23 protein-coding genes and 2 tRNA genes are annotated in these 26256 nt (G+C 62.5%); 5 read left to right on the forward strand and 20 right to left on the reverse strand.

Features of this window, described 5'->3' with window-relative positions; translation table 11 throughout:
* Window positions 1–52: 52 nt before the first annotated feature.
* Window positions 53–2131 (reverse strand): TonB-dependent receptor, encoded by a 2079-nt coding sequence (locus tag RR51_RS08235; RefSeq protein ID WP_039613177.1) that lies wholly within the window; start codon window positions 2129–2131, stop codon window positions 53–55.
* Between the two features lie 505 nt (window positions 2132–2636).
* Here RR51_RS08235 and RR51_RS08240 point away from each other — a divergent pair.
* Complete coding sequence (locus RR51_RS08240) at window positions 2637–3956, forward strand: OprD family porin (RefSeq protein WP_013970474.1); 1320 nt, start codon at window positions 2637–2639, stop codon at window positions 3954–3956.
* Window positions 3957–4073: 117 nt separating this feature from the next.
* Here the strand turns inward: RR51_RS08240 and RR51_RS08245 are convergent, their stop codons facing one another.
* The 3 genes from RR51_RS08245 to RR51_RS08255 all read right to left on the reverse strand — a co-directional run bounded on the left by RR51_RS08245 (window position 4074) and on the right by RR51_RS08255 (window position 8079).
* Window positions 4074–5741, reverse strand: coding sequence for an FMN-binding glutamate synthase family protein (locus RR51_RS08245; protein ID WP_039613178.1), 1668 nt, complete (start codon window positions 5739–5741; stop codon window positions 4074–4076).
* Between the two features lie 228 nt (window positions 5742–5969).
* Window positions 5970–7358, reverse strand: a complete 1389-nt coding sequence (locus RR51_RS08250; protein WP_039613266.1) for an ATP-binding protein — start codon at window positions 7356–7358, stop codon at window positions 5970–5972.
* 1 nt (window position 7359) lies between these two features.
* A complete protein-coding gene (locus RR51_RS08255) occupies window positions 7360–8079 on the reverse strand; it encodes a response regulator (RefSeq protein WP_015268622.1) in 720 nt (239 codons plus the stop codon).
* A gap of 140 nt (window positions 8080–8219) precedes the next feature.
* On the opposite strand from RR51_RS08255, the gene RR51_RS08260 reads away from it, so the two are divergent.
* Entirely contained in the window at window positions 8220–10517 is a 2298-nt protein-coding gene (locus RR51_RS08260) for a TonB-dependent siderophore receptor (RefSeq protein WP_039613179.1), read from the forward strand.
* Window positions 10518–10991: 474 nt separating this feature from the next.
* On the opposite strand, the gene RR51_RS08265 is transcribed toward RR51_RS08260, so the two are convergent.
* From RR51_RS08265 to RR51_RS08275, 3 genes are all read right to left on the reverse strand, one after another.
* Window positions 10992–11198, reverse strand: coding sequence for a DUF3079 domain-containing protein (locus RR51_RS08265; RefSeq protein ID WP_013970481.1), 207 nt, complete (start codon window positions 11196–11198; stop codon window positions 10992–10994).
* A 152-nt stretch (window positions 11199–11350) separates the two neighbouring features.
* Window positions 11351–11426: transfer RNA gene (locus tag RR51_RS08270), tRNA-Thr, on the reverse strand.
* 98 nt (window positions 11427–11524) lie between these two features.
* Window positions 11525–11773: a hypothetical protein gene (locus RR51_RS08275; protein WP_003257464.1), complete on the reverse strand. Its 249-nt coding sequence runs from the start codon at window positions 11771–11773 to the stop codon at window positions 11525–11527.
* A 575-nt stretch (window positions 11774–12348) separates the two neighbouring features.
* Here RR51_RS08275 and RR51_RS08280 point away from each other — a divergent pair.
* Window positions 12349–12639 (forward strand): DUF3077 domain-containing protein, encoded by a 291-nt coding sequence (locus tag RR51_RS08280; protein WP_003257466.1) that lies wholly within the window; start codon window positions 12349–12351, stop codon window positions 12637–12639.
* Between the two features lie 275 nt (window positions 12640–12914).
* Here RR51_RS08280 and RR51_RS08285 read toward each other — a convergent pair whose 3' ends face one another.
* From RR51_RS08285 to RR51_RS08305, 5 genes are all read right to left on the reverse strand, one after another.
* Entirely contained in the window at window positions 12915–14120 is a 1206-nt protein-coding gene (locus RR51_RS08285; protein WP_039613180.1) for a methyltransferase, read from the reverse strand.
* Between the two features lie 124 nt (window positions 14121–14244).
* Window positions 14245–14934: an ABC transporter permease gene (locus tag RR51_RS08290; RefSeq protein WP_039613181.1), complete on the reverse strand. Its 690-nt coding sequence runs from the start codon at window positions 14932–14934 to the stop codon at window positions 14245–14247.
* A complete protein-coding gene (locus RR51_RS08295) occupies window positions 14934–15626 on the reverse strand; it encodes an ABC transporter permease (RefSeq protein WP_013970485.1) in 693 nt (230 codons plus the stop codon). Before RR51_RS08295 ends, RR51_RS08290 begins: the two co-directional genes overlap by 1 nt.
* A gap of 54 nt (window positions 15627–15680) precedes the next feature.
* The gene (locus RR51_RS08300; RefSeq protein ID WP_013970486.1) at window positions 15681–16433 is read right to left on the reverse strand and encodes an ABC transporter substrate-binding protein; all 753 of its coding nucleotides are present in this window, start codon (window positions 16431–16433) and stop codon (window positions 15681–15683) included.
* 11 nt (window positions 16434–16444) lie between these two features.
* Window positions 16445–17218 carry an ABC transporter ATP-binding protein gene (locus RR51_RS08305; protein ID WP_003257472.1) on the reverse strand — a complete coding sequence of 258 codons (774 nt, stop codon included), beginning with the start codon at window positions 17216–17218 and terminating at the stop codon, window positions 16445–16447.
* 665 nt (window positions 17219–17883) lie between these two features.
* On the opposite strand from RR51_RS08305, the gene gabP reads away from it, so the two are divergent.
* Complete coding sequence (gene gabP / locus RR51_RS08310; RefSeq protein WP_013970487.1) at window positions 17884–19269, forward strand: GABA permease; 1386 nt, start codon at window positions 17884–17886, stop codon at window positions 19267–19269.
* Between the two features lie 179 nt (window positions 19270–19448).
* Here the strand turns inward: gabP and RR51_RS08315 are convergent, their stop codons facing one another.
* The 4 genes from RR51_RS08315 to RR51_RS08325 all read right to left on the reverse strand — a co-directional run bounded on the left by RR51_RS08315 (window position 19449) and on the right by RR51_RS08325 (window position 21856).
* A complete protein-coding gene (locus RR51_RS08315; RefSeq protein ID WP_013970488.1) occupies window positions 19449–19892 on the reverse strand; it encodes a hypothetical protein in 444 nt (147 codons plus the stop codon).
* A gap of 59 nt (window positions 19893–19951) precedes the next feature.
* Window positions 19952–20932 (reverse strand): polyphosphate kinase 2, encoded by a 981-nt coding sequence (gene ppk2, locus RR51_RS08320; RefSeq protein WP_039613182.1) that lies wholly within the window; start codon window positions 20930–20932, stop codon window positions 19952–19954.
* Window positions 20933–21181: 249 nt separating this feature from the next.
* A complete protein-coding gene (locus RR51_RS31190) occupies window positions 21182–21346 on the reverse strand; it encodes a hypothetical protein (RefSeq protein ID WP_172827546.1) in 165 nt (54 codons plus the stop codon).
* Between the two features lie 3 nt (window positions 21347–21349).
* Window positions 21350–21856, reverse strand: a complete 507-nt coding sequence (locus RR51_RS08325) for a zeta toxin family protein (protein ID WP_330218083.1) — start codon at window positions 21854–21856, stop codon at window positions 21350–21352.
* Between RR51_RS08325 and RR51_RS31805 the strand changes: the two genes are divergently transcribed.
* Window positions 21737–22126, forward strand: coding sequence for a hypothetical protein (locus RR51_RS31805; protein WP_330218082.1), 390 nt, complete (start codon window positions 21737–21739; stop codon window positions 22124–22126). The two genes, RR51_RS08325 and RR51_RS31805, sit on opposite strands and share 120 nt — an antisense overlap.
* Before the next feature lie 157 nt (window positions 22127–22283).
* Here RR51_RS31805 and RR51_RS08330 read toward each other — a convergent pair.
* The 4 genes from RR51_RS08330 to RR51_RS08345 all read right to left on the reverse strand — a co-directional run bounded on the left by RR51_RS08330 (window position 22284) and on the right by RR51_RS08345 (window position 26029).
* Window positions 22284–22359, reverse strand: a tRNA-Phe gene (locus tag RR51_RS08330).
* Window positions 22360–22449: 90 nt separating this feature from the next.
* Window positions 22450–22722, reverse strand: a complete 273-nt coding sequence (locus RR51_RS08335) for an oxidative damage protection protein (protein WP_003257478.1) — start codon at window positions 22720–22722, stop codon at window positions 22450–22452.
* Window positions 22719–23786 carry an A/G-specific adenine glycosylase gene (mutY, locus tag RR51_RS08340; protein ID WP_013970490.1) on the reverse strand — a complete coding sequence of 356 codons (1068 nt, stop codon included), beginning with the start codon at window positions 23784–23786 and terminating at the stop codon, window positions 22719–22721. The genes RR51_RS08335 and mutY overlap by 4 nt, the downstream gene beginning before the upstream one ends.
* On the reverse strand, window positions 23783–26029 hold the full coding sequence (locus RR51_RS08345) for an AsmA family protein (protein WP_039613183.1): 2247 nt from the start codon (window positions 26027–26029) through the stop codon (window positions 23783–23785). Before RR51_RS08345 ends, mutY begins: the two co-directional genes overlap by 4 nt.
* Between the last annotated feature and the right edge of the window lie 227 nt (window positions 26030–26256).

Below are 26256 nucleotides of genomic sequence, written 5' to 3' on the forward strand. Positions count from 1 at the left end.
ATACCTGTGGGAGCGGCTTTAGCCGCGAAGAGGCCGGCACAGGCAATAAAGATCAGAAGCTGTAGCTGCCAGTCACCACCAGGCTACGCGGGTCACCCACCTGGATCTGCGCCGCACTGGTTGCCGAGCTGTAATAGGTCTTGTCGGCGATATTACTCAGCGCCGCCCGCACATCCCAGTCATGCGTGCGGTACCCCGCCAGTGCATCCCAGCGGCCATACCCCGGCAGCACCGTGGTGTTCTGGTTGTCCGCATAACGCTCGCCTACCAACGTCAGGCCGGTTTCGGCGTACCAGCCCAGTTCCGGTTTCCAGGTCACGAACAGGCTGCCGTTGCGCTTGGCCACGTCATTGATGCGGTTGCCTTCCTGGCCGTTGTTGTCCTTGACGATGGTCGCGTCCTGCAGGCCGATGCCACCGCGCACGTACCAGTTGCCAACGATGTTGCCGGTGGCGGTCAGCTCGATACCGCGCGAACGCTGCATGCCGCTGAGCAAGATGTTTTCCGGGACAAGCGGGTCGCGGGTGCGGCGGTTGTACAGCTCCAGCTCGTAGATGGCCAGGGTGGTGGTCAGGCGCTGGTCGAGCCAGTCGCTCTTCACGCCGATTTCCTTCTGGCGGGTTTCTTCCGGCTTGGCGTCGTTACCGTTGCCCTTTGCGCCCGGGGTGATGCCGATCAGACCGCCGCCAACCGGCGAGAAGGTCTTGCTCCACGAGGCGTAGAACGAATGGTCGCGCCACGGTGTATAGACCACACCCAGGCGTGGGCTGGTGCTGTTGCTGTCCTGTGTTTCGCGCACGCCATCCTTGTTGGTGGTCTGCACGTCGAACTGGTCGAAGCGTACGCCGGCAAGAACCTGCCATTGATCGTTCAGGCGGATCTGGTCTTGTAGATAAAGGCCGCGGCTATCGACCACGGTATGGTTGTCACTAAACAACGTCATTGGGCCATTGAGCTGCTGGTTGCGGCCGGGTTTGCCCAGGCCCTGCAGTTTCTGGTCGACCGCTTTGTACAGCACCGGGTCGCGCTTCTGGTTGCCGAACTCCAGGCCCAGCAACAGCTTGTGCTCCAGGCCCAGGGTGTCGAAGTCGCCCTCGGCCTCCAGGGTGTTGAACAGGTTGCGGGTGTTCAGGTCCTGCTGCCAGCGCTGGCGGGTCAAGGTGTCGGTGCTGGCGTCGTAGCCCGTGACGTAGGTGTTGTCGAACTCACTGTCGAGCTTGAACAGGCCCAGGGTATGGCGCAACTGCCAGGTTTCGTTCAGCTGATAGTTCAGGCGCGAGCGCAGCGACTGGGCGCGGTCGTCGATATAGTCGCGCTGTGTGTCGCCATAAGTGGTGCTGCGGCCGACATCGGCCGGGCGGCCGTTGACCTCGGGGATGCCACGGTCCGGGGTGCGGTTGTAGCGGCTGTATTCGTATTGCACCAGCCAGTTCAGGTCGGGGGTGACCTGCCAGCTGATCGACGGGGCGAACAGCTGGCGGCTGCCGTCGATGCCGTCGCGGAAGCTGTTGTTGTCCTGGTTGCCCATGTTCAGGCGCAGGCTGACGGTGTCGCTGGGGTCGGCACTGAGGTCGGCATACAGGCTGCGCAGGTCTTCGCTGCCGGCCTGCGCCTCGATGCTCGAACGGCGGCCGTGCTCCGGCGCCTTGCTCACCCGGTTGACGATACCGCCCTGGCTGCCACGGCCATAAAGCACGGCTGCCGGCCCCTTGAGCACTTCGACCCGCTCGATGTTATGCAGGTCGCGGATGTACTGGCTGTCGTCGCGAATGCCGTCCAGGTAGAAGTCGTTGCTGGCTTCGAAGCCGCGGATGCGCACGCTGTCGAAGCGGGTGTCGGCACCGCTGCTGACGTTGGGGATGCCTTCCAGCGCCTTGCCCAGGGTGTTGCTGCCGTAATCCAGCACGTTGACGGTCTTCACCGTGTCGATGGCCTGCGGCACATAGCGTACTGGCGTCGAGGTGCGGGTCGCGGTGCTTACCTCCTTGACCCGCGGGTTGTCCTCTTCGCGTTCACTGTCGGCGGTTACCGACAGTTCCGGCAGGGTGGTGGTGGCGGCACTGGCCAGGCTGGCGCCGAACAGCAGCGACAGGCCAAGCGTCAGGGGTGAAAGACGGCAGGGTACAAGCATGGGCACATCCGGATCGAGCAGGTGAAAAAGAGGTGCGGATGGTAATGCTTGTTATTTGCTATTGCTTGAGTATTTGTAAAGGCTTGTCATTACATCTGTGTCAGTTTGTTACGGCCTCCACCGGGCCGCGTTTCCCTGTAGGACCAGCCTTGTGCTGCGAAGGCGCCCTGACAGGAAAATTGTCCGTTCGATCAAAAGGCTATTTCCCACACAAGATAAATTGTCCGCTGATAGCGCAAACCTGCATGGAAATGCACCAGGCAAGCGCGCGATTTTGGTTATATCAACCTGCATTTCACGACTTTTTGACATTTGTAATCGCACACGGCTAGGATTCGGCCAACGCCTGCTGGCCATGATCTTGGCCATGCTGCTGCCAGAGGCCGCCGTGTGATTACCGGCAGGCCTTCAAGTCTGGATCCGCATAGCGTCGAACCTACGAAGGGGCGTTGGTTCCTGGCGTCATATTGCAGAGCGTTTTTGATTAAGAAATAAGGAAAACAACATGTTGAAAACCAGGATCAGCCTGGTCGCCCTGGCGATGATCGCCGCGACCCAGGCACAGGCCAATGATCAGGCCGACAGCAAAGGCTTCATCGAGGACAGCCACGCCAACGTCCTGCTGCGCAACGCCTACATCAATCGTGACAAGAAGCACGGCACCGACGACCAGATCGAATGGGGCCAGGGCGTCATCGCCAACTTCTCCTCCGGCTTCACCCAGGGCACCGTCGGTGTCGGCGTCGATGCATTCGGCCTGTACGCCGTGCGTCTGGACGGCGGCAAGGGCCACAACGGTGGCGCCGGTGTCGACTTCTTCAAGCCTTCGGACTTCAAGGACGAGAACGGCAACGCCAACTCGCCGCACAACCTGGCCCGTGGTGGCGCTGCAGTGAAGTTCCGCATCTCCAACACCGTGCTCAAGTACGGTGACCAGATGCCGGCACTGCCAGTGCTGCAGTACGACGACGCCCGTCTGCTGCCAGAAAGCTTCACCGGTACCCTGATCACCTCCAAAGAGATCCAGGGCCTGGAACTGAACGCCGGCCGCTTCACCCAGGAAGCGCGCAAGAGCGCCGAGCGCCGTGACGGTGGTGGCCTGAAGTCGATCAACGTCCTCGGTGGTAGCTACAAGTTCACCGACAACTTCACCGCTTCGCTGTACACCGCCGACAACGAAGACGTGATGAAGAAGCACTACCTGGGCCTGAACTACGTCTTCCCGATTGCCAACGACCAGTCCCTGACCCTGGACTTCAACGGCTACAAGTCGGACATCGACAACAAGTTCGTGAAATCCGCTGGGCTGAACGGCGACTCCAACACCATCTGGAGCCTGGCAGCCACCTACGCCTACGGTGCCCACTCGTTCACCATCGCTCATCAGCGCAGCACCGGCAGCACCGGCTACAACTACGGCTGGTACCAGAACGAGGGTGGCGTGGGTGACGGTGGTTCGACCATCTACCTGGCCAACTCCTACTGGTCCGACTTCAACGCCGAAGACGAGCGCTCCTGGCAGCTGGGCTACGGCCTGGACTTCGGTGCCTACGGCATCCCGGGCCTGACCTACAAGCTGGCCTACGTGGTGGGTGACAACATCAACACCCGCAACGTCGACAACCCGCAGGGCTTCGGTGAAGGTAAAGAGCGCGAAATCTTCAACCAGATCCGTTACGTGGTGCAGGACGGCCCGGCCAAGGACCTGTCGATCAAGCTGCGTAGCTCGTTCGTGCGTACCAACAACGCCGTGCAGCAGAACGGTTACAACGACGACGGCAACGAAGTCCGCGTATTCGTCGAGTACCCGATCAGCATCTTCTGATCCTGATCTGATGGCCTAGGGGCTGCTTTGCAGCCCATCGCGACACAAGGCCGCTCCCACACGATTCTGTAGGAGCGGCCTTGTGTCGCGAAAGGGCCGCAAAGCGGCCCCCGGCTTTCAAGCCGTCTCCACCACTTCCCTGCGCCGCACACCAGCAACCTTCACCTCTCCCTCCCCAGTCTCCGGCGCAAAGCTGTCACTACGCGCCATCCGCCACATCCGCGCATAAAACTCGCTTTCAATCGAGCCACTGAGCAATTCGCCCGGTTTGAGGAACGTGTGCAGGTCCGAGAACAGCCCGATTTCGCTAGGGCTGATACGCCGCGCCAGGTGCTTGGGTTTGAGCTCCGAAGGGTGTTCCAGGCCCGCGGCAGCCAACATTTCGGCCAACGTATGCAGCGTGTTGCGGTGGAAGCTGGCCACCCGCTCGGCCTTGTCCGGCACCACCAAGGCGCGCTGGCGCAGCGGGTCTTGCGTGGCCACCCCGGTCGGGCATTTGTTGGTATGGCAGCTCTGCGACTGGATGCAGCCAATGGCGAACATGAAGCCGCGCGCGGAGTTCACCCAGTCCGCCCCGATGGCCAGCACGCTGGCGATGTCGAAGGCGCTGACGATCTTGCCCGCCGCGCCAATGCGGATGCCGGCGCGCAGGTTCAGGCCGACCAGGGTGTTGTGCACGAACATCAGGCCCTCGCGCATCGGCACGCCCATGTTGTCGCTGAACTCGCGTGGCGCCGCCCCGGTGCCGCCTTCCTTGCCATCGACGACGATGAAGTCCGGAGTGATGCCAGTGGCCAGCATGGCCTTGGCAATGCCCATGAACTCCCAAGGGTGGCCCAGGCAGAATTTGAACCCCACCGGCTTGCCGCCCGACAGCTCGCGCAGGCTGGCCACGAACTGCAGCAACTCGACTGGCGTGCGGAAGGCACTGTGCGCCGCTGGCGAGATGCAATCTTCGCCCACGCGCACGCCACGGGTTGCAGCAATTTCGGGGCTGACCTTGTGCCCCGGCAGGATGCCGCCGTGGCCCGGCTTGGCGCCCTGGCTGAGCTTGATCTCGATCATCTTCACCTGCGGCGAGCGCGCCTGCTCGGCGAAGCGCTGCGGGTCGAAGCGGCCGTCCTCGGTGCGGCAGCCGAAGTAGCCACTGCCGATTTCCCAGATCAGGTCACCGCCATGTTCGCGGTGGTACGGGCTGATGCTGCCTTCGCCGGTGTCATGGGCAAAACGGCCCATGCGTGCACCGCGGTTCAGGGCAGCGATGGCATTGGCGCTGAGGGCGCCGAAGCTCATGGCCGAGATGTTGAAGATCGATGCCGAATAGGGCAGGCGGCATTGCGGCCCGCCAATAGCGATGCGGAACGATGCCGGGTCTGGCGTGGCCACTGGCAGCATGGAATGGCTGATGAATTCGAAGCCGGGCTTGTAGGCATCGTTGAGGGTGCCGAAGGCCTTCTCGGCGCTTTCGTTCTTGGCCCGGGCGTAGACCAGCGAACGCTGCGAGCGGGAGAACGGCAGCTTGTCGTCGTCGCCCTCGATCAGGTACTGACGGATTTCCGGGCGGATGGTTTCGATCAGGTAGCGGATGTTGCCTAGGATCGGGTAGTTGCGGCGCACGGCGTGGTGGCTTTGCCGCAGGTCGTTCAGGCCGACCAGGCTGAGCAGCGCGGTGATCAGTGTCAACGGCCACAGCCAGGCATGCTGGGGTAGCAGCGGCAGGCTGGCGAAGGTGAACAGCAGGCAGAGGGCGAGGCAGGCGTAGCGGCTGGGTAGAGAGTGTTTCATGGGTCCATCGCAGGCAGGATGACCGGGCATAGGATAGGCAAAGGCGGGGAGGGGAAAACCTGTGTAATCGGTAAAAGACTGTTACTTGATCGCGTATTTCCAGGCTCATGCGGTTCTTTGTAGGAGCGGCCTTGTGTCGCGAAAGGGCCGCGAAGCGGCCCCGGCATTCTTTGCATCAACTCCAGAATCCGGGGCTGCTGCGCAGCCCATCGCGACACAAGGCCGCTCCTACAGGGGGGCGCGTAAAGGCTGATTGGGTAGCAACACGCTGACCCGCAACCCACCCCCCTCGCGGTTCGCCAACAGCAACTCGCCCCCATGGCTGGCAGCAATCCGCTGGGCGATGCTCAACCCCAGCCCATACCCCCCGGACGCCTGATTGCGCGACCCGTCACCGCGCACGAACGGGTCGATGATGGTCGCCAGCAGGCCCGGAGCAATCCCCGGGCCACGGTCATCGATATGGATGAACACCCCCGTGGTCGCCTGCTCCAGCGTGACCGAAACCTCCTTGGCATAACGCAACGCATTGACCAGCAGGTTCTGCAGGCAGCGCTGCAGCAGCAGGGCATCGACCCGCAGGCTGCCCGCCTGGCCATGCACCGGCAACGGCTCTTCGGCAGTGGCCAGCTCCGCGCACTGGCGCACCACCAGCCGGTCCAGGTCTACCTGCTGCAAGTCCTGCTGCTCCCCCGCGCGCAGGTAATCGAGCACCTGGCCGATCATGTTGTCCATTTGCGCAATGTTCTGCCGCAGGCGTTGCCGGTTTTCGTCGTCCGGCAAGCGCTCCAGGCGCAGGCGCATGCGCGTCAGCGGGGTGCGCAGGTCGTGGGACACGGCGGCCAGGAAGTAGGCCTTGTCGTTGACCATCGCGATCAGCCGCTGCTGCATGGCGTTGAAGGCCTGGGCCGCCTGGCGCACTTCCTCCGGGCCATCCAGCGCCAAGGGCGGCTGCTCGAGGTTGCTACCCAGGCCGCGCGCGGCATCGGCCAGGCGCCGCAACGGGCGCAGGCACAGGCGCACGGCTATCAGGCACACCAGCAATACCGCGACGATGCGCAGCGCGTACACCCGCAACAGGTAATCGCTGATCAGCACCCAGGCCGACTCGCCGCTCCAGCCTTGCAGTTCCTGGCCCTCGATGGTCAGCCAGTGCCCACCGGCCAACGGCACCGCGAACTGCAGATGTGCCTGGGCCGTGCGCAGGCCGAACAGGCTGCGCCAGACGATCGGCTGGCCCTGTTCGTCGGTCAACTGCACCTTCATCAGGCGCACGTCCTGGGCATGCCCCAACTCGTACTCGAGGGCCTGGTGCAGCAACAGCTCGACACGCCTGCGCCCGCGGCGCTCGTCCTGCACCGGCGTGGGCAGGGCTTCGCTGCAACGCAGTTGGTAATGCGCTGGCGCCTGCTGTGAACCGGCACGGCAGTCGGCCTGGGCGATCAACGGCGCGCTGCGTGCGGCAATCAGCCGGACAGGGGCCTCGAGAACCTGGGCAAAACGCACATCGAACCAGATGCTGCTGGACATCAACTGGATCAGCACGGTACCGCTGACCATTATCAGCAGCAACTGGCCGAACAACGTGCGTGGCCACATCCGGCGCAGCCAGCGCATGTCAGGCATCGGCCCCGTTGGCGGCGATGCTCAGCAAATAGCCTTCGTTGCGGATGGTGAGAATTTGCGCGGCACCCGCCGGCGCGTGGCGCAGGTGCTGGCGCAGGCGGCTGACGCACATGTCCACCGAACGGTCGTCTGGCAGGTGGTCGCGGCCGAACGCACTGCGCGTCAGCTGGTCGCGGGATACCACGCGGTTGTTGGCTTCCAGCAGCTCGCGCAGTACGCGGTAGTCGGAGCGGGGCAGGGTCAGGGTCTCGCCATCGGGGCGGGTGAGCAGGCGCTTCACGTGTTCCAGGCGGAAGCCGGCGAACAGCTGAGCATCTTCTACCGGCTCTTCGGCGGGGGCATCCAGGCGTTGCGGACGACGCAGCACGGCCTTGATCCGGGCGATCAGCTCGCGTGGCTCGAAAGGCTTGGCCAGGTAGTCATCGGCACCCACCTCCAGGCCGATGATGCGGTCCAGCGTGCTGCCCTTGGCCGACAGCATGATCACCGCCAGCCCCGGCGTGGCTTGCAGCTGGCGGCACAGGCTCAAGCCGTCTTCGCCCGGCAGCATCAGGTCCAGCACCACCAGCTCCACCTTGTGCCGGGCCAGGTGCTCGCGCATCTGCTCGCCGTCAGCCGCTGCCAGCACGTTATAGCCGGCATCTGTCAGGTAATCACAAAGAAGTTCGCGGATCTCGTCGTCATCATCGACAACAAGCAAAGTTGTGCTCATGCAGAAAAACACCTGTTCGGTGAGGGCCGGTGGCGCTCGTTACGTTCGATTACATCCCCGTACAAGCCGGGTCTGGAGCCCGGGGGGCCGATCCCTAGAATCCTAACAAAAAATCATCTGCAAATACGAAGCCTTCCCAAATGAACTCCGAGAGCACCCCGAACGCCTTCCCCTCCATCAGCCGAGGCGGCACGCGCCTCAAACCGCTGGCCCTGTTCATTGCCGTGGCCGTCAGCGGTGGCGCGATGGCTGCCGACAGCAAGCCCCTGGAACTGGATGCCACGCAGATCGAAGACAGCGCCCTGCTGCCTGCCGACGAAGCCGGTCAGCTGGGTTACACCGTCGAAAGCACCCGCAGCTCCACCGGCCTGGCCCTGACGCCGCGCCAGACGCCGCAGTCGGTCACCACCATTACCCGCCAGCAAATGGATGACCGCGACATCCACACCATCGAGCAAGCGCTGGAAACCACCCCAGGCGTGACCGCGAGCAAGTCCGAAGTGGGCGGGCGTACTGACTACCGTGCTCGTGGTTACTCGATCAGCAACTGGAAGGTCGATGGCCTGCAGTTCCAGGGCGGGTCCGATTTCAGTGGCGGCGGCAACGCACTGAACATGGACCTGTACGAGCGCATCGACATCGTGCGCGGCGCCAACGGCCTGCTGGGCGGTACCGGCGACCCGTCGGCCACCGTCAACCTGATCCGCAAGGCGCCGACCAGGACGTTCGGCGGTAGCGCCTATGCCACCTACGGCAGCTGGGACAAGCGCCGCCTGGGCGCCGACCTCAACCTGCCGCTGTCCGAAGACGGCCGCCTGCGTTCGCGCTTCGTGATGACCCAGCAGGACGCCAACTCATTCCGCGACAACCAGTCCGAGCGCTCCCGCGCCGCGCTGGCCAACTTCGAGTTCGACCTGGACGACGCCACCACCCTTGGTGCCGGCTACCAGTACGAGTACAACAAGATTGTTGGCGGTGGCTGGGGTGCGAACATCCCGATCTGGTACCGCGATGGCAGCAAGACCGACCTGCCACGCAGCACCAACGTGGTACCCAGCTGGAGCTTTGGCGAGTACACCACCCGCACCGCGTTCGGCTCGCTGGAGCACCGCTTCGACAACGACTGGACGCTGGACCTGAAAGCCGCCCAGAGCACCGCCGAAACCCTCAACCACCGCGGCCTGGCCAAGGTCAACTCGGCGGGCCGTGGCAGCTACGGCGGCTACTGGGACCAGGATGGCAGCGGCGCCGTGCTCAACGGCCTGCACAGCTCCACCGACACCACCCAGCAGTCGGTGCAGATCGACCTGTCCGGCCCGTTCCAACTGTTTGGCCGTATCCACCAGGCGATGGTTGGCTACAACGACAGCCGCACCGTGGCCTGGTCGCCGGAATACACCTGCACCATGGTTGGCGACGGCATGGCCAGTGCGCCTGCGCTGGGTTGCCAGTTCCGCGCCAACAACGGCTTCCCGCTGACCGACTGGCGCAATGGTGTGGATGACGACTACAACATCATCGCCTCGCGCACCGGCCGCCACAGCAAGACCACCACCCGCCTGCAGGGCATGTACGCGGCAACCCGCCTGAGCATCACCGACCCACTGTCGGTCATCCTCGGTGTGCGCACAAGCAACTACTCGGCCACCACCCGCAGCGTGGCTGGCGCACGTACCAGCCAGGAAGAGAACGGCATCGTCACCCCGTACCTGGGCGCGGTGTACGACCTCAACGACAACTACTCGCTGTATGCCAGCTACACCGACATCTTCACCCCGCAAACCGCTGAAACCAGCAGCGGCAGCAAGGTCGAGCCGATTCGCGGGCAAAGCTACGAGACGGGTATCAAGGGAGAGTGGTTCGATGGCCGCCTGAACGCCTCGGCGGCGTACTTCCGCACCAAGCAGGAAAACAAGGCAGTGCTCGACGGCGACCTCACCACCCCCACCGGTGGCGACGCCTACAAGGCCGGTTCCGGCCAGGAAACCGACGGTATCGACCTGGAAATCGCCGGCGCCCTGACCCCCAGCTGGAACGTGTACGCCGGCTACACCTACCTGCACTTTCGCCGCGTCGACAGCGACGGCCGCAGCGACCCGTCGCACCTGTTCAAGGCCTCGACCACCTACCGCCTTTCCGGCCCGCTCGACCGCCTGACCCTGGGCGCCGGGGTGACTGCGCAGAGCAACATCCGCGCAATCTCCAGCCCGGCGGGCCAGCCGAGCAATGGTGTGAGCAACGGTGCCACTGACGTGAACTGGTCCGGTTATGCCATCTGGAATGCCATGGCCAAGTACCAGCTGACCGACGACACCAGCGTCAGCCTCAACGCCAACAACCTGTTCGACAAGCACTACTACACCCGCTACGGGTTCTATGCCGGGGCGATTTATGGCGACCCACGCAACCTGTCGCTGACGGTCAGCACAGCGTTCTGATCAACCGCACCGGGGGCTGCTGCGCAGCCCATCGCCGGCAACCCGGGCTCCCACAGATACAGCGCACACCTTGAGCCCGGCGTGCCGCGTTGGTCGCAACCACCGTGCTCAATTTCTAACAGGTGGCGCGATCCCTGTGGGAGCGGGCGCGCCCGCGAACACGGGCGAAGCCCGTGCCATCCACCGCAGCACCTCATTCGCTGGGTCGGCGCCAGGCTCAAACCATGCGCTGTACCTGTGGTAGATGGCCCAGCCCTTGGGCTGCGCTGTCGCGTAGATAACTGAATTTGCAAGCAATCCGCGTACCCTGTGGGAGCGGCTTTAGCCGCGAAGAATCCAACGCGGTGCATGGCACCGGCTGCGCCGGTGTTCGCGGCTAAAGCCGCTCCCACAGGGCCCCCGCTAATTCAATGAGTTATGTGCAGTTCTATGAGAGCCTGGCTTGCCGGCTATGGGCCGCAAAGCTGCCCTATTTCACCTAGGGCCAGTCTCTTGCTGGCAATCAACCGGCTTCTCCAGCCGGTCCTCGAAACTGTCCCAGTCCTCGCCAAACAGTTCCACCGGGTGCATGGTCCGACTCGACCCATTGCCACAGGCCAATGCCTTGGCCGGGCAGTACAGGTCGCAGCCCCAGCAGATGCGCTCCGGGTGGCTGGGGGTTTTGGGGAATTTCTTGGCCATGGTTTCCTTCCCTCAAGGGCTGACTGATCTCAGGCTAAGCTGCGTGCCGGCGTCAGGCTTGACTGAGATCAATCTTGGAGGAAGGGATCATGCAGAGCGTGCTGAAAACAAAAAAGGCCCACCTTTCGGTGAGCCTTTTTTGATACTGCGTATGGTGCCGGCACCAGGAATCGAACCCGGGACCTACTGATTACAAGTCAGTTGCTCTACCATCTGAGCTATACCGGCAATGGGGCGTCATTATAACGATCGGTTGGCGCCTGTAAACCACTTCGTTGCGAATGTTCGAAAATGACCTAAGTCACCGACCTGAAAGAAGAATTTTCCTACCAGCCGCGATGGATGGTGGTGACGCTCGGCTCGGTTTTGCCCGGGTTGAAGAACAGCTTGTCGTTGTCGCAGCCGCGCTTGCGGCAGGGGCTTTCGGTGCGCAGGGGCAGGCCGTTGTCGCCGCCCAGCTGCATGCCGGGGTGGTTCCAGCCCAGGCTGCTGGTGGGGTGGGGAGCGGTGCCGCTGGCGCAGGCGGTCAGGGCCAGGGTGAGGGTCAGCAGGGCGAGGGGCTTGGCTTGGGTCACGATGGTCGGGTCCGTTAGTCCATTGTCGGCTCTGGCGCAACGCCAGAAGGTCGCGGGGCTGGCGGGCAGCGCGCGACGTCACTTTTTAATCATTTGGGGGGCGGATGATACACCGTTGGGCGGGATCAGCGGTGAGGCTTTAGCTTTTTGTTGCCTGTTCTGGCCTCTTCGCGGGTGAACCCGCTCCCACAGAGATATCACTGTTCTCAAGCCTTGTGAGATTCCTGTGGGAGCGGGTTTACCCGCGAAAGGGCCATCAGCCGTACGAAAATTCTGAACTAGGGGGCTAACAGCTTCAGGGTTTGGTGGCTTCGGAACTATCCTACGCGCGCCGCCGAAGTATCGCTGTTGTCGGGGAAATGGCTCACGGATACCGTTCTCGGGTCGCTCTGGCGACCGGGTGTGAGAACCCGATTTTGAACGTATCGGCTGCGTAATGGCGACCGTGCGCGGGCAGACCTTGGTCTGGCCGAGCTTCCTATGTTCACTCGGTTTCTCACCTCGTGCACGGTTGCCGCCTTTGTTCCGTGAGAAAGAATGAACACGGCAACTCCTTTGAACTAGGAGTTTGAAAATTGAAAACGATTGATACTGATCCCCGCAGCCCAAAGCCAATCACCACCGCAGGCGTGGAAACCTTCCTCGCAGCCGGTAACCCATCCCTCAATCTGCTACGCGTCGAGCCTGGCGTCCCCGTCGATGCTGCCTATGAGCATGTCTCGATCCTGATGGGCTACATCAAGCATCTGGTGCGCGAGGGGGATATGGAGGATGACCATAAATTCCTGGGCGCTGCCGATTATCTGTGCGACATGGCCAAGGCGCTGATGAACGATATCGAGATTGCCAAGAACAAGGCGCATTGAGCCCTGATGCGGTCAGTGTGGGAGCGCGTAAATCAGGCCATTCTGGGTAAGGCTTTAGACGCAGTCGCCAACCACAAGAAATGTTTATGCACAAGTGGCATCGGCGACTTGCGCGAAAGGCATGCCGGATCGATACACCGCCGGTCTTTGCGCAAACGCCTGTTTTTACTGGCCTTGACGCGCAGGCCGGAATAAGCCAAACGCTTGAAATAGCGCTTGGATCCAACAGGTAATCACAAGCTTGTTCACAGAGTTATCCACAGGTTGTGCTGCGGCTAACGGTCGCGTTCGGCAAGGATTAGCAGGTTGCGCGGGGTGAGTGGGTAGTCGCAGAACAGGCCAAGGCGCACGTTGTAGCCTTGTTCTTCGAGGAACAGGGCCCGATCGAGAACCAGCCACAGCTCCAGCGGCCGGCGGAACAGGTTGCGCACGCGCTCCAGGTTGCGGACCTCGGCCAGGCGTTGCCAGCCGGCGGCTTCCAGGGCTGCCCAGTCCGGGTTGCCAGTCAGCTGCAATTGCTTGAGTTCGGCCAGGTCGCGGCAGTACTGCTCGAAGGGCTTCTCCAGCCAGGCCACGGGTAGCGACGGTGTCGGCAGGTACTCGTCGGTCTGGCGCTGCTGGCGTTGCAGCAGGTCGAAGCCCAGGCGCCGGGCCATCGAGGTGTCGCGCTGGCGCCGCACGCGGGCGCCGGCGGTAACGGTTTCGCTCAAGGGCAGGCCCAGGTCGTCCAGCGACAGCCGCAGGCTGGAGGCTTGGGCGGCTGTGGATAACGCCTGGTAATGCTGCGCCGCGATGCGGTTGTAGCAGCAGGGGGCCACGGCCAGTTGTCGGCAACCTTGCTGGCTGGCCAGTTGCATCAGTCGCACATGTAGGTCGCCACAGGCGTGCAGGGCGACCACACTTTTGTCGCCAGCCAGGTGGCGGGCGCTGTCGTTGGCCATCACATCCTGGTGCACATGCTGCGCCGGCAAGTGGTGGTGCGTGCTCAGGGCCTGGCCGGCGGCGACCAGTTCGGCGTCGTATTCCAGGCAGGTCAGGTGTTGGCCGGGTTGCAGCAGGCGGCGGCCCAAGTGCCCTTTGCCGGAGCACCAGTCCAGCCAGTGACGGGGCTGTTCGCGGAAGGCCAGGTGGCTGGCGAAGGCTTCGATCTGCTGCCATTTGCGGCCGGGGACGGCTACGTCGAGGCGGTGCGCGGCGGGGGGCAGGTCGGTTTTCGGGAGGTTGCCGAGTGCCGAAAGCTGTCGGGCTTGCAGGGCCAGTTGCGGGAACGGGGCGGGCAACGGGGCAGCGGTGGTGTCGGTTTCGGCGTCTGCCAGGGAGCATTGGCGCAGGTGGGCGGCAAGCTCGGGGTGGGCGGTTTCCCAAGCCAGCTGCAGGCTGGTGAAGGGGCGGGGTTTCCACAGTTGCTGGTGCTCGATCAGGAACTGGTCGAGGGCCTGGAAGCGGGTGCTTAGGTGGGGGCTGTGGAGGTGGTTGGGCATGGGATGTGTGTTGGTTTTCAGGGCCTCTTCGCGGGTGAACCCGCTCCCACAGGTATAGTGCACAGCTTGAGGGCTGTGGGGTCCCTGTGGGAGCGGGCGTGCCCGCGAAGCAGTCAGTGAGGTCTCAGCGGCCCTGGCACGCATCCACGCGCAACCAGCGCTCCAGCAGCTTGAAGCCCTGCACCAGCACGAACGAGATCACCAGGTAGAACACCCCGGCGGCAAAGAAGATCTCTACCGGCAGGTAGGTGCGGGCGATGATAGTACGGGCCATGCCAGTCAGTTCCAGCAGGGTCACGGTACTGGCCAGGGCGCTGGCCTTGAGCATCAGGATCACTTCGTTGCTGTACGCCGGCAGGCCGATGCGCGCGGCGCGTGGCAGCATGATGTAGAACAGCGTCTTGCCCCGCGACATGCCCAGCGCCCGCGCCGCCTCGATCTCACCCTTGGGGATCGACTGCAGCGCGCCGCGCAGGATCTCGGCGATGTAGGCAGCAGTGTGCAGGGTCATGGTAAGCACGGTGCACCAGAACGGGTCTCGCAGGTACGGCCACAGCGAACTCGAACGCACCATGTCGAACTGCGCCAGGCCGTAGTAGACCAGGAACAGCTGCACCAGCAGCGGCGTGCCACGGAAGAAGAAGATGTAGCTGAACGGCACCGCGCGCACATACCAGTGGCGCGAGGAGCGGGCGATGCCCAGCGGGATGGCCAGGATCAACCCGGCAACCACCGCGATGGCCACCAGCTCCAGGGTCAGGGTCGCACCCTGGGCCAGGCGTGGCAGCCATTTGATGATGACTTCCCAATTCATTATTCAGCCCTCGCAAAGCCGCGAGCGGCGCGTTTTTCCATGAAGTGCATACCGGTCATGGCAATGATGGTCAGGCTCAGGTAGATGCAGGCCGCGACCATGTAGAAGGTGAACGGCTCTTTGGTCACGGTCACGCCGATTTGTGCGTGGCGCATGATTTCTTCCAGGCCGATCACCGATACCAGTGCGGTGTCCTTCATCAGGATCATGAACAGGTTGCCAAGGCCGGGCAGGGCGATGCGCCACATCTGCGGCAGGATGATCCGCGACAGGATGCGGCCTTTGGACAGGCCAAGCGCCAGGCCGGCTTCACGGTGGCCCTTGGGGATCGCCAGGATGGCGCCACGGAACACTTCGGTGGCGTAGGCGCCGAAGCACAGGCCCAGGGCGATCACGCCCGCAGCGAAGGCGCTGAGCTCCAGGCCCGGCATGTTCAGGGCTTCACCGAGGGCGTTCATCAAGCCGACGGTGCCGAAATAGATAAGCAGTACCCACAGCAGTTCGGGCACGCCACGAACCAGGGTCGAATAGAAGCCACCAAGCCATTGCAGCGGCTTGATCGCGGAAGTCTTGGCCAGGGCGCCGAGCAGGCCCAGGACCAGGCCCAGCAGCAAGGCGCAAAGCGCCAGTTTTACGGTCATCAGGGTGCCGGCCATCATGGCCGGACCGAATCCGTGCAGGTCGATATTCATGGGCAGGTCATTCTAGGGACTGGCGCGCCGCAAGGGCGCGCCGGTCGGGGCGGATCATTCGATGCTGAACGGGAAGTACTTGTCGTTGATCTTCTTGTACGTGCCGTCGGCCTTGATTTCTGCCAGGGCCTTGTTCAGGTCGTCGCGCAGCTTGGTGTCACCCTTGCGCACGGCAATGCCGATCTTGTCGCTGTCCATCACCGGCTCGCCCTTGAACTCGAAGTTCGAGCCGTCTTTGCTCTTCAGCCACTCGTACTGCACGTACTTGTCGGCCAGGATGCCGTCGATGCGGCCGGAAACCAAGTCGAGGTAGGCGTTTTCCTGGGTGTCGTAGAGTTTGATCTCGACATCCGGGTAGTTGTCTTCAAGGTAGGTGCCAGCCAAGGTTGCGCGCTGGGTGCCAATGACCTTGCCCTTCAGCGAAGGTTTGTCAGTCTTGAAGTCGACGTTTTTCGGCGCGATGAACTGCAGCTTGTTGGAGTAGTACGGCTCGGTGAAGTCCACGGCCTGCTTGCGCTCGTCGGTGATCGACAGCGACGACACCAGGAAGTCGAACTTCTTGGCGTTCAGGGCCGGGATGATGCCGTCCCAGTCGGAGGTGACGACCGAGCACTCGACTTTCATCTTGGCGCACAGGGCGTCGCCGATGTCTTTGTCGAAGCCGACCACGTTACCGCTGGCATCCTTGTTGTTGAACGGTGGGTAGGCGGCTTCGATACCCATGCGCAGTTTTTCTGCGGCCAGGGCGTTGGCCGACATCACCAGCGTGGCAGCAGCTGCCAGGAGGAACTTCTTGTAAGTGTGCATGTATTGCTCCGTTAGCGGTGGCTGGACATGAATTGCTTGCAACGCGCCGAGGTCGGGTTCTCGAAGACCTGCTGCGGCGATCCCTGCTCTTCGACCAGGCCCTGGTGCAGGAAGACGACTTCACTGGACACATGGCGGGCAAAGCTCATCTCGTGCGTCACCAGCAGCATGGTACGGCCTTCTTCGGCCAATGCGCGGATAACGTTTAGCACTTCCTGGACCATTTCCGGGTCGAGCGCCGAAGTTGGCTCGTCGAACAGGATGACCTTGGGCTTCATGGCCAGGGTACGGGCAATGGCGGCGCGCTGTTGCTGGCCACCGGAAAGCTGGGCGGGGTAGCTGTGGCGCTTGTCGTAGATGCCCACCTTGTTCAGCAGGGCTTCGGCGGCTTCGATGGCCTCGGCCTTGCTCTGGCCGAGCACGCGGCGTGGCGCCTCGATGATGTTGTCGAGGATCGACATGTGCGGCCACAGGTTGAAGTTCTGGAAGACGAAACCGATCTCGCTGCGCAGGCGGTTGATCTGGCGGTTGTCGGCGGCGACCAGGTCGCCGTTCTTGGCGGCCTTGAGCTTGAGGGCTTCACCGGCAACCAGGATTTCACCCTGGTGCGGGTTTTCGAGCAGGTTGATGCAGCGCAGCAGGGTGGACTTGCCGGAGCCGGACGACCCCAGGATGGAGATCACGTCACCGTCGCGTGCGGTCAGCGAAATGCCCTTGAGAATTTCCTGCTCGCCGTAGCGTTTGTGCAGATTGCGGATTTCCAGCGCGGGCGTGGCCTGAGCCATGTGCGGTCCTCATGTGTACGGGTGCGTTCCCAGCTGTTGGCGGCCTTCCTGGCGTGCGCCACGCTAGCATAGCGGCATTATCACGGCCAACAGGGTCGCTGGGGACTCGGGGCGCTGGTGGGGCAGTTTGTCGCATCGTTGCAGCGCAACGTCGCGCGGATGTCCGCGAAGGTGTCGCCCAGCACCAGAGCCTTGATGAAAAAAGGCGCGATGGTGCCAGCTTTGGCCCGCTCATGGAAGCGGTTTTAGACCTTTCGCGGGCACGCCCGCTCCCACAGGTTCTTTAAAAGGGCTCAAATGGTTGCACCTGACCTGTGGGAGCGGGCATGCCCGCGAACGGGGGCGGCCAGGTCTTTAGGTTGTACCTCTAGGTTGCACTTTTTTGCATTGCAGCGGTGCACAGGTGTTACCGGGGAGCACCTTTGGTGCGTTTGTAAGTGGGTATTTCAGTAATCCGATGATTTGATGGTCTTTCGGTCAGCCGTTGGCCGAAAGCCCTCCAAACCGCATGCTAAAAGGGCTACCGACTTTTCTGACGAATGCATTCAGCACATGGCGCGCTTATTGCCAGTAGGAAACCGCCGATTGCAGCGACGCCCAGGTCAACCCCAGGCGCGCTCCGTAACCGCAGTCGGAGTGGTCCACTCCTTACAAAGGTAGTTTCAATGAGCGGTAACAATTCCAATGACCTCGCTCAGGGGCTCAAACAACGGCATGTGACCATGCTGTCCATCGCTGGCGTCATCGGTGCCGGCCTTTTCGTTGGCTCCGGCCACGCCATCGCTGCTGCCGGCCCCGCCGTGCTGCTGGCTTACGCTGCCGCCGGTACGCTGGTCGTGCTGGTGATGCGCATGTTGGGTGAAATGGCTGTGGCCTCGCCTGACACCGGTTCTTTCTCTACATATGCCGACCGCGCCATCGGGCGCTGGGCCGGTTTCACCATTGGCTGGCTGTACTGGTGGTTCTGGGTACTGGTAATTCCGCTGGAGGCCAACGCCGCCGCGGCCATCCTGCATGCCTGGTTCCCTGCGGTCGACCTGTGGGCGTTCTCCCTGGTCATCACCTTGGCGCTGACCCTGACCAACCTGTGCAGCGTGAAGAACTACGGCGAGTTCGAGTTCTGGTTCGCTCTGCTGAAGGTGCTGGCGATCATCGGCTTCATCGCTGTGGGTTGTGCTGCCTTGTTCGGCTTTGTGCCGAGCAGCCAGGTAAGCGGTGCCAGCCACCTGTTCGACACCCAGGGCTTCATGCCTAACGGCCTGGGCGCGGTGCTGGCAGCCATGCTGACCACCATGTTCTCGTTCATGGGTACCGAAATCGTTACCATCGCCGCTGCCGAGTCGAAGGACCCGGGCAAGCAGATCAGCCGCGCCACCAACTCGGTGATCTGGCGTATCTGCCTGTTCTACCTGGTGTCGATCTTCCTGGTCGTAGCCCTGGTACCGTGGAACGACCCGGCCCTGGCCGAGACCGGTTCCTACCAGACCGTGCTGAGCCGCATCGGCGTGCCGAATGCCAAGCTGATTGTCGACATCGTCGTGCTAATCGCCGTGACCAGCTGCCTGAACTCGGCGCTGTACACCTCGTCGCGCATGCTGTTCTCGCTGAGCAAGCGTGGTGACGCCCCGGCCATTGCCCAGCGCACCACCAAGTCGGCTACCCCGCATGTGGCGGTTCTGCTGTCCACTGCAGCGGCGTTCCTCTGTGTGTTCGCCAACTTCGTGGCCCCGGCCCAGGTGTTCGAGTTCCTGCTGGCCAGCTCTGGTGCCATTGCGCTGCTGGTGTACCTGGTGATTGCCGTATCGCAGCTGCGCATGCGCGCCCAGCGTGAGGCTCGCGGCGAGAAGATCACCTTCAAGATGTGGCTGTTCCCGGGCCTTACCTGGGCAACCATTGCCTTCATCATTGCCATTCTGGTGGTAATGGCGCTGCGTGAGGACCACCGCGCCGAAATCATCGCGACCGCGCTGCTGAGCATTGGTGTGGTGGCGGCTGGCTTGCTGGTGCACCGCAAGCGTGAAGCTGCCGGGCGGGTGGCGCTGGATAACTGATCCGCGCTGGCTGAAATGAAAAGGCCGCGTCCTGTGAAGGGCGCGGCCTTTTTGTTGCCTGTTCCGGCTCTTTCGCGGGCTTGCCCGCTCCCACAGGGACGGCATTGCCTTTAAGCCTGGGGTGTACCTGTGGGAGCCGGCTTGCCGGCGATAGGGCCCGGGCAGGCTACGCAGCCCTGTCAGCCAAATTGCTTCTGCTGCTGTTGCTGCTTGGCAACCAGCTCCGAAGCCGCCACGTAGGCGGCCTGGAACTCATCGCTCTCCAGCCAGGCCATGGTGGCTTCTTCGTCGGCCCCATCCAGCCATTTGCGGTAGGCGTTGAACACCAGCACGATGTAATCGGTGGCGTGCTCTTCCTTGTGCCCCTTGAGCACCAGGGCCAGCAGCGGGTCTACCAGGAACACCGAAATCATCGGTACCAAGCCGCCTTCCTGGGCTTCCTTCATCTTCTTGAACAGCGGGTCGTAGCTGCCCGACTCCATGGCCTTGTTGTACACCTGCTCGATGCTGGCGCTGTCGCCAGCACTGGCCTTGACCGCCTGGCCGCTGCGTACCATGCGGTTCTGCTTGGCCTTGCTGGCGGCGCGCTTGGCGCGTTTCTGTTGCTTGGTTGGGGTGGCCATGGGGTGAATCCTTGGTGGGGCGGAAATTGCGCGTATTGAAGCGCAGCAGGCACGCCGATTCAACTGGCCTGCGGCTCTGCCTCATCTTCCTCGACGCCGTGGGACGCTCGCCCGACCAGTAGCGCATCCGGCGCATGCGCCACGCTGCGGTCCTTCCCCGGGTAGTCCAGCGAATGCAGGAAGTGCCGGATGCAATTGATCCGCGCACGCTTCTTGTCATCGGACTTGATCACTGTCCAAGGTGCATCGGCCGTGTCGGTATGGAAGAACATCGCCTCCTTGGCTGCGGTGTAGTCCTCCCACTTGTCCAGCGACTTGATGTCGATGGGGGACAGCTTCCAGTGTTTGAGCGGGTCGTCCCGGCGCGAGATGAAGCGGCGCAGCTGCTCTTCTCGGTTCACCGAGAACCAGTACTTGAACAACAGGATGCCGCTGTTGCACAGCATGCGCTCCAACTCCGGCGCCTGGCGCATGAACTCCAGGTACTGCAGTGGCGAGCAGAAATCCATCACCTTCTCGACACCGGCGCGGTTGTACCAGGAGCGGTCGAAGAACACCATTTCACCTGCCGTGGGCAGATGCTGGATGTAGCGCTGGAAGTACCACTGGCCTTTTTCCTGCTCGGAAGGCTTCTCCAGGGCCACGATGCGCGCGCCGCGTGGGTTGAGGTGCTCCATGAACCGCTTGATGGTGCCGCCCTTGCCTGCGGCATCGCGCCCTTCGAACAGGATCACCACGCGCTGGCCGGTTTCCTTCACCCAGCTCTGTACCTTCAGCAACTCGATCTGCAGCGCATGCTTGGCCTTCTCGTAGTCCTGGCGACGCATGCGGGTGCGGTACGGGTAGCTGGTGGGCAAGCGGGCCGAGGTGCTGTCTTCGTTGCTGCCCTTGGGGGCGGTGGCGACTTCCAGTGCAGCAGGTTGCTGGCTGATGCTGGTGATCGTCGACTCCGGCTTGCGCTGGCGTGGGCGGCGCGTGCGGGCTGGGGTGATGGCGGGCTCGCTGGGGGCGGGGAGCAGGAGGGGGGATTCTTCGCTCATGGAGGTCCTTGCGAGGTCAGGTCCAATGTCCACCTGGCATCTTAAGGATGAGCGATTGATGGCTTTTTGATGCTGGTCAACTCAGGTTGCCTGAATGGGCCATTTCTGCCTGCGGTTCATTGGTCTGGAGACGGAGGAAGAGGGGTGAAAGCAAGGGGTATGAAGGCTAGCGGAAAATGGTGTGCTTCAAAGGGCCCTTTATGGGCCCTTGCAGGGTTGATGCAGTCCAGCGGCCATTGAGAACAGGCCTTACGCAGATTTGGCAGCAGCCTCGAGCATGACTGCTTTCTGGCGTTTTGTGGCTTCAACGAGCACGGTGTTATATACGCGTTTCTTCTCGTCGGACTTGGCATTGCGAATGAACTCCGCGAAGGGGCTTTTTACCTTCTCGGGTGTGGACTTGAAGAGGCTCATGCTTCACTCCTGGGGGTTCTCAAGCGTCGCCTTCAGTTGTTCGCGGGTGAAGCGCTCGGGAATGTGGTAGTCGATTTTGTCAACGCCTGCCTTGTAAAGGCGGTTCGAGTTATCAATGTGCTTCAACAGTAGGTCAACGTGGACCTCTTTGCCATACTCTAGCTTAAGGGTATTCACCACGTCACGAGCGGCGAAATACTGTTCGACGAAATGGTCGACCAGAATCCGTCGTCCTTCAGCTTGCTCCCGGGCCTTCACGAACTCCCATGCTAACTGCGGATTCTGGTAGACGTAGAGAATCTGAACGTAGCGCCCCTTCTGTAGCGAGCGATCAATGTTGCGCCGTGCTACATCCAGGTTGGCCAGCGTCCCGTCAAGCAGGAACGACTGGTGCTGTTTCAGGGCGAAATCCAGAATTTTTTCTACCACGATGGAGACCGCGCCCTGGAAGAGGTAGGCGTTTCCGCCTTGGTAGTCGGCAAACTCACTGCGCAGCTCATCAGGATCAATCCGAAGGATTGGCTGATCGGAGAACAGTTTCAGAAGCTCAATGGAAGCCTCTGTCTGCCTGCGCCGGGTGAACCAGACATGAAAACCGACACTGGCTCCTGCTCGGCCGGGTACCGATCGGTACAGGTGAGTTTTCTGGCGATCGCTTTCTTATTGGCTTTTGCAAATGCTATGGCGCTGTTCCACAGCTGCTGCTCTTCTACCGTAAAAACCATTTTCCTCTCCTTTCAAGCGGGCCGCTTGGGGGAAGAGTCTCGGCGTGAGTGGTAACCGAGTCCAGCGCCTTGTCATGACGGTATGTTGCGGTGGGGGTATGCTTGGGCGGATAGGCGGAGCGGGCAGAAAACCACAGACAACAAAAAACCCGCACTAGGCGGGTTTCTTGTTGTCGCTTCGGGTAACTTTGCAACCACCAGAAGCTTGAAGGTGGTGCCCAGAGACGGAGTCGAACCGCCGACACGAGGATTTTCAATCCTCTGCTCTACCGACTGAGCTATCTGGGCGACGAGGTGAATTAAATAGACTTTCAGACCGCTCGTCAACGACTTTTTGAAAAAATTTTAAATTAATTCCGTCGCTTACGTTCCGTGGGGTCATTCCGAGGGTGGAACGTAGCCTTCCGCCTGGGCGTATTCTTCGCCGGCGAAAAACTTGTCCATCTCGCCCTGGAGGAATTTGCGGTCCTCGGCGTTCATCATGTTCAGGCGCTTTTCGTTGATCAGCATGGTCTGGTGCTTCTGCCAATCAGCCCAGGCTTTCTGCGAGATGTGTTCGAAGATGTCCTGGCCCTTGGCGCCTGGGTAGGGCGGGCGCTCCAGGCCTGGCAGTTCTTCTTTGTACTTGCGGCACATCACGGTGCGGGTCATCGGGCGTCTCCTGCAATCAGTTCGTCGGCCGCGCGTTTGAGCAGCTTTTTCACCGGGGCGGCGAGGCCCAGGCGCGGCGGGGTGGCGAGGTTATACCAGAGCCAGTCGGCCTCGGCCACGTGCTGGCCGACCGGGTCGACGCGCACCAGCCAGGGCTCGATCGCCAGCTGGAAGTGGCTGAAGGTATGGGTCAGGCCGTCCATGGCGCGGCTGTCAGCCAGGCGCAGGCCGTGCTGGTAGGCCAGGTCATCGAGCTGGGCAATGTCGTCCAGTTCCGGCAGGCTCCACAAACCACCCCACAGGCCGCTGGACGGACGGCGGTAAAGCAGGATGGCGCCTTCGTGGTTGGCCAGCAGCGGCATCAGCGTGCGGCGCTGCGGCAGTGCCTTGCGCGGCTTGGGCTCGGGGTAGCGGGTTTCTTCACCGTGCAGGTGCGCTTCGCAGCCGCGCTGCAGCGGGCAGATCAGGCAGCTGGGCTTGCTGCGGGTGCACAGCGTGGCACCCATGTCCATCATCGCCTGGGTGTAGTGGTTGGCGCGCTGCTGTGGGGTAAAGCGTTCGGCCGTGGCCCACAGCTGGTTGGCCACCTTGGGCTCGCCGGGGTAGCCGGCCTGGGCGGTGTAGCGGGCCAGCACGCGCTTGACGTTGCCGTCGAGGATCGGTGCGCGGATGCCCATGCTGATACTGGCGATGGCGCCGGCGGTGGAGCGGCCGATGCCGGGCAGTTCGGTGAGCTGCTCGACACTGCGCGGGAATTCGCCGCCATGCTGTTCGACCACGATCTTCGCGGCCTTTTGCAGGTTGCGTGCCCGGGTGTAGTAACCCAGGCCTGTCCACAGGTGCAGCACTTCGTCCTCCGGCGCCTCGGCAAGGGCCTGCACGGTCGGCAGGGCCTGCATGAAGCGGTCGAAGTAGTTGAGTACGGTGCTGACCTGGGTCTGCTGCAACATGATTTCCGACACCCACACCCGGTACGGGTTGATGCCCTGTTGCCAGGGCAGGTCGTGCCGGCCGTGTTCGTCATACCAATCCAGCACAGCGCTGGAGAACTGCTCGGGGCTCATCGCTTGAACAGCCCCTTGAGCGCGTCTTTCAATTCCGGGCTCACTTTGTCTCCGAGTTTTTCATCGATCTTGTCTTGCAGGCGGTTGCCGGCCAGTTTGGCAGCTACCTTGCCCAGGCCGTCCTGGTCCAGGCGGCAGGCTTTGGCGCCAAGCTCCAGCGGGCCGCGGCAACGCAGCGGTATTTCGACACCCACATAGCGTTCGTTGACCTGGCAGGCCGGGTCCGGCATGGCGCGCTGGTCGCCTTCGACGACCACGCCAACGTTGTAGTCCATGCCCAGTACACGCAGGTCGAGGTCACCATGGCCATTGACGGTCAGGCCCGGAATGCGCGCCTTGAGGTCCGGGTTGTTGGCGACGCCATTGCGTACTACCAGGCTGCCACGCAGTTCCTGGAACGGGGTGTCCTTGCCACGCGGCTCACCGCTGAGCGACTTGCGGTTCAGCGTGGCGATGGCCTTGCACAGTTGCTGTTCCAGGTTGGCATTGACCAGCACGCCATCGTTGATGACGAAGTTGGCGTTGCCGTTGAGGGTGTCGACCAGGGCCTTCTGGCTGTTGCCGGTGGCGGTCAGGTCGCTGGTCAGGGTCAGCAGGCCTTTGACCGGTGGCGTCTGTTCCTTGCCCTTGGTCTTGATGAAGTGTTCCACCGGCACCCGCTGGATGCTGGTGTTGACACCGAGTTGCGGCACGGCAGGGCGCACATCGACCGTGCCCTTGGCCTCGAAGGTGCCGTTGTACAGTTCACCGCGCAGCGTTTGCAAGGTCAGCAGGCCGCCCTGGCCGATAGCCTTGAGCTGGGCGTCTTCGATCGGCAGTTTGTCCAGGGTCAGCGAGCCGAAGGCCAGGTCGGCCTGTAGGTCGAGGGCGCGCAGGCGGTCGACCGGCAGCAGCTTGTCGTCGCTCCAGGCGACCTGGGTCGGGGCGTTGGGGAGCGGCGTGGTGCCAGGGCCGGCGACCGCGGTGGCTTCCTGTTGCTTGACCTCGGCCTGACGCGCGGCGGTGGCGCCCTTGGCCTCTTCACTCTTGGCCGGCAGGTAGCGGTCGGCGTTGAAGGTGTCACCCTTGAGCTGCAGGCGCAGGGCCTGTTTGGCGAAGTCTTCGACCGCCACGCGGCCAGTGAAGGTGCTGTCGTCCAGCTTCACCGCCAGGTCTTCCAGGGCCAGGCTGTTCGGCGTGCCCTGCAGGCGGGTGACCAGTTCCAGCTTGGCGAAGGCCGCCGGGTCGTTGGTGGCCGGCAGCGGGCGGCCGATGCTGTCGAGGAAGGTGCGCAGGTCGAACTGGGCGATGGACAGGCCGCCGCTCAGCTGCGGTGCCTTGTCCAGGTCTCGCAGGTTCAGCTCGCCCAGGGCGCGCAGCTGGTTGGCCGAGACTTTCAGGCCGTTCCACGAGGCGACATTGGCGGCCAGGTCGACCAGCAACTGGCCTTGGGCGGCGAAGGTCACGGTCTTGCCGCCGGTGGGCTCACCCGAGGTTTCGCCCGACAGGCGCATGTCTTCGAAGTTGTAGCGCTTGAGCTTGCGGTCGAAGCGCAGCTCGCCGGCCAGTTCGGTGCGGGCCTTGATGTTCGGCTGGCTGGCGCTGAGGAAAGCGCTGGCCTTGAGCGGAATGTTCGCCCCTTCGTGGACCGGGCCGGTGCTCAGCTGGATGCTTTCGGCGCTGTAGCTCTGGCCGGTCTTGGCATCGGTGTACTGTACGCGAGCGTTGTTCACGGTCAGGCTGTCGATGTCAAGCTTGACGGCGCGTTCGTTGCTGGCGACCGGTGCCGACGCCTGTTCGGCCGGTGCCTGGGCTGGAGCACTGGCCTGCCCATCGGCACTGGCGCCGTTCTGCGCGGGCAGCGGTTTACCGATGTCTTCCCAGTTGCCATGGCCCTGTTCGTCACGGGCCAGGGTCAGGTTCAGGCCCTCGACGCGCACGTCGCTCATCTGCACTTCGCGGCGCAGCAGTGGCAGCACACGTACAGAAAGCCCCAGCATCTGCAGGTCGGCGAACGGCTCCTTGGGTTTGTTCAAGGTGGCGATGCTCGCATCGTGCAACTCCAGGCCCAGCCACGGGAACAGGCTCCAGCCAATGTCACCGTTGAGGGTCAGCTCGACGTGAGCCTTGTCACGTGCCAGCTGGCGAATCTCGTCTTTGTAGTCGTTGGGATCGAAGAGGTGGGTCAGGGCGAAGCCCAGCGCCACGATGATCAGCAGCAACCCGAGAAGCCCAAGTCCCAGGATTTTGCCGAACGCTTTCATGGGCGAGTCCTTGTAGTCCGTTTTTGAAATTCAAGCGCCAGAGTATAGCGCCGCAGTGGTTACCCCTGCGTATTCGACTAGAGATACGGGGCATTTCCTACGCGTACAGCAGATGGTACGGCTTTCGACAGCCATGATTTTGTCAGTTCCGAATGTGTGGCCTGTACTGGCCCTATCGCCGGTATAGGCAACATGACCGTTTCAGCCGAGCAAAAATTAACGATATC

Origin of the sequence: Pseudomonas sp. C5pp, assembly GCF_000814065.1 — a bacterium.
In the GTDB taxonomy this organism is placed as follows: Bacteria; Pseudomonadota; Gammaproteobacteria; order Pseudomonadales; family Pseudomonadaceae; genus Aquipseudomonas; species Aquipseudomonas asiatica.

Excerpts from the sequence above, each read along its gene's own strand:
- RR51_RS08300 (WP_013970486.1), bottom strand. The coding sequence starts at position 16,433 with ATGCACACTTACAAGAAGTTCCTCCTGGCAGCTGCTGCCACGCTGGTG.
- ppk2 (WP_039613182.1), bottom strand. The coding sequence starts at position 20,932 with ATGAGCGAAGAATCCCCCCTCCTGCTCCCCGCCCCCAGCGAGCCCGCC.
- RR51_RS08240 (WP_013970474.1), top strand. The coding sequence starts at position 2,637 with ATGTTGAAAACCAGGATCAGCCTGGTCGCCCTGGCGATGATCGCCGCG.
- RR51_RS31190 (WP_172827546.1), bottom strand. The coding sequence starts at position 21,346 with ATGAGCCTCTTCAAGTCCACACCCGAGAAGGTAAAAAGCCCCTTCGCG.
- RR51_RS08255 (WP_015268622.1), bottom strand. The coding sequence starts at position 8,079 with ATGAGCACAACTTTGCTTGTTGTCGATGATGACGACGAGATCCGCGAA.
- RR51_RS08335 (WP_003257478.1), bottom strand. The coding sequence starts at position 22,722 with ATGACCCGCACCGTGATGTGCCGCAAGTACAAAGAAGAACTGCCAGGC.
- RR51_RS08290 (WP_039613181.1), bottom strand. The coding sequence starts at position 14,934 with ATGAATTGGGAAGTCATCATCAAATGGCTGCCACGCCTGGCCCAGGGT.
- RR51_RS08235 (WP_039613177.1), bottom strand. The coding sequence starts at position 2,131 with ATGCTTGTACCCTGCCGTCTTTCACCCCTGACGCTTGGCCTGTCGCTG.
- RR51_RS08345 (WP_039613183.1), bottom strand. The coding sequence starts at position 26,029 with ATGAAAGCGTTCGGCAAAATCCTGGGACTTGGGCTTCTCGGGTTGCTG.
- RR51_RS08285 (WP_039613180.1), bottom strand. The coding sequence starts at position 14,120 with ATGCCCAACCACCTCCACAGCCCCCACCTAAGCACCCGCTTCCAGGCC.
- gabP (WP_013970487.1), top strand. The coding sequence starts at position 17,884 with ATGAGCGGTAACAATTCCAATGACCTCGCTCAGGGGCTCAAACAACGG.
- mutY (WP_013970490.1), bottom strand. The coding sequence starts at position 23,786 with ATGAGCCCCGAGCAGTTCTCCAGCGCTGTGCTGGATTGGTATGACGAA.
- RR51_RS08265 (WP_013970481.1), bottom strand. The coding sequence starts at position 11,198 with ATGGCCAAGAAATTCCCCAAAACCCCCAGCCACCCGGAGCGCATCTGC.
- RR51_RS08260 (WP_039613179.1), top strand. The coding sequence starts at position 8,220 with ATGAACTCCGAGAGCACCCCGAACGCCTTCCCCTCCATCAGCCGAGGC.
- RR51_RS08305 (WP_003257472.1), bottom strand. The coding sequence starts at position 17,218 with ATGGCTCAGGCCACGCCCGCGCTGGAAATCCGCAATCTGCACAAACGC.
- RR51_RS08295 (WP_013970485.1), bottom strand. The coding sequence starts at position 15,626 with ATGAATATCGACCTGCACGGATTCGGTCCGGCCATGATGGCCGGCACC.
- RR51_RS08250 (WP_039613266.1), bottom strand. The coding sequence starts at position 7,358 with ATGCGCTGGCTGCGCCGGATGTGGCCACGCACGTTGTTCGGCCAGTTG.
- RR51_RS08315 (WP_013970488.1), bottom strand. The coding sequence starts at position 19,892 with ATGGCCACCCCAACCAAGCAACAGAAACGCGCCAAGCGCGCCGCCAGC.
- RR51_RS08245 (WP_039613178.1), bottom strand. The coding sequence starts at position 5,741 with ATGAAACACTCTCTACCCAGCCGCTACGCCTGCCTCGCCCTCTGCCTG.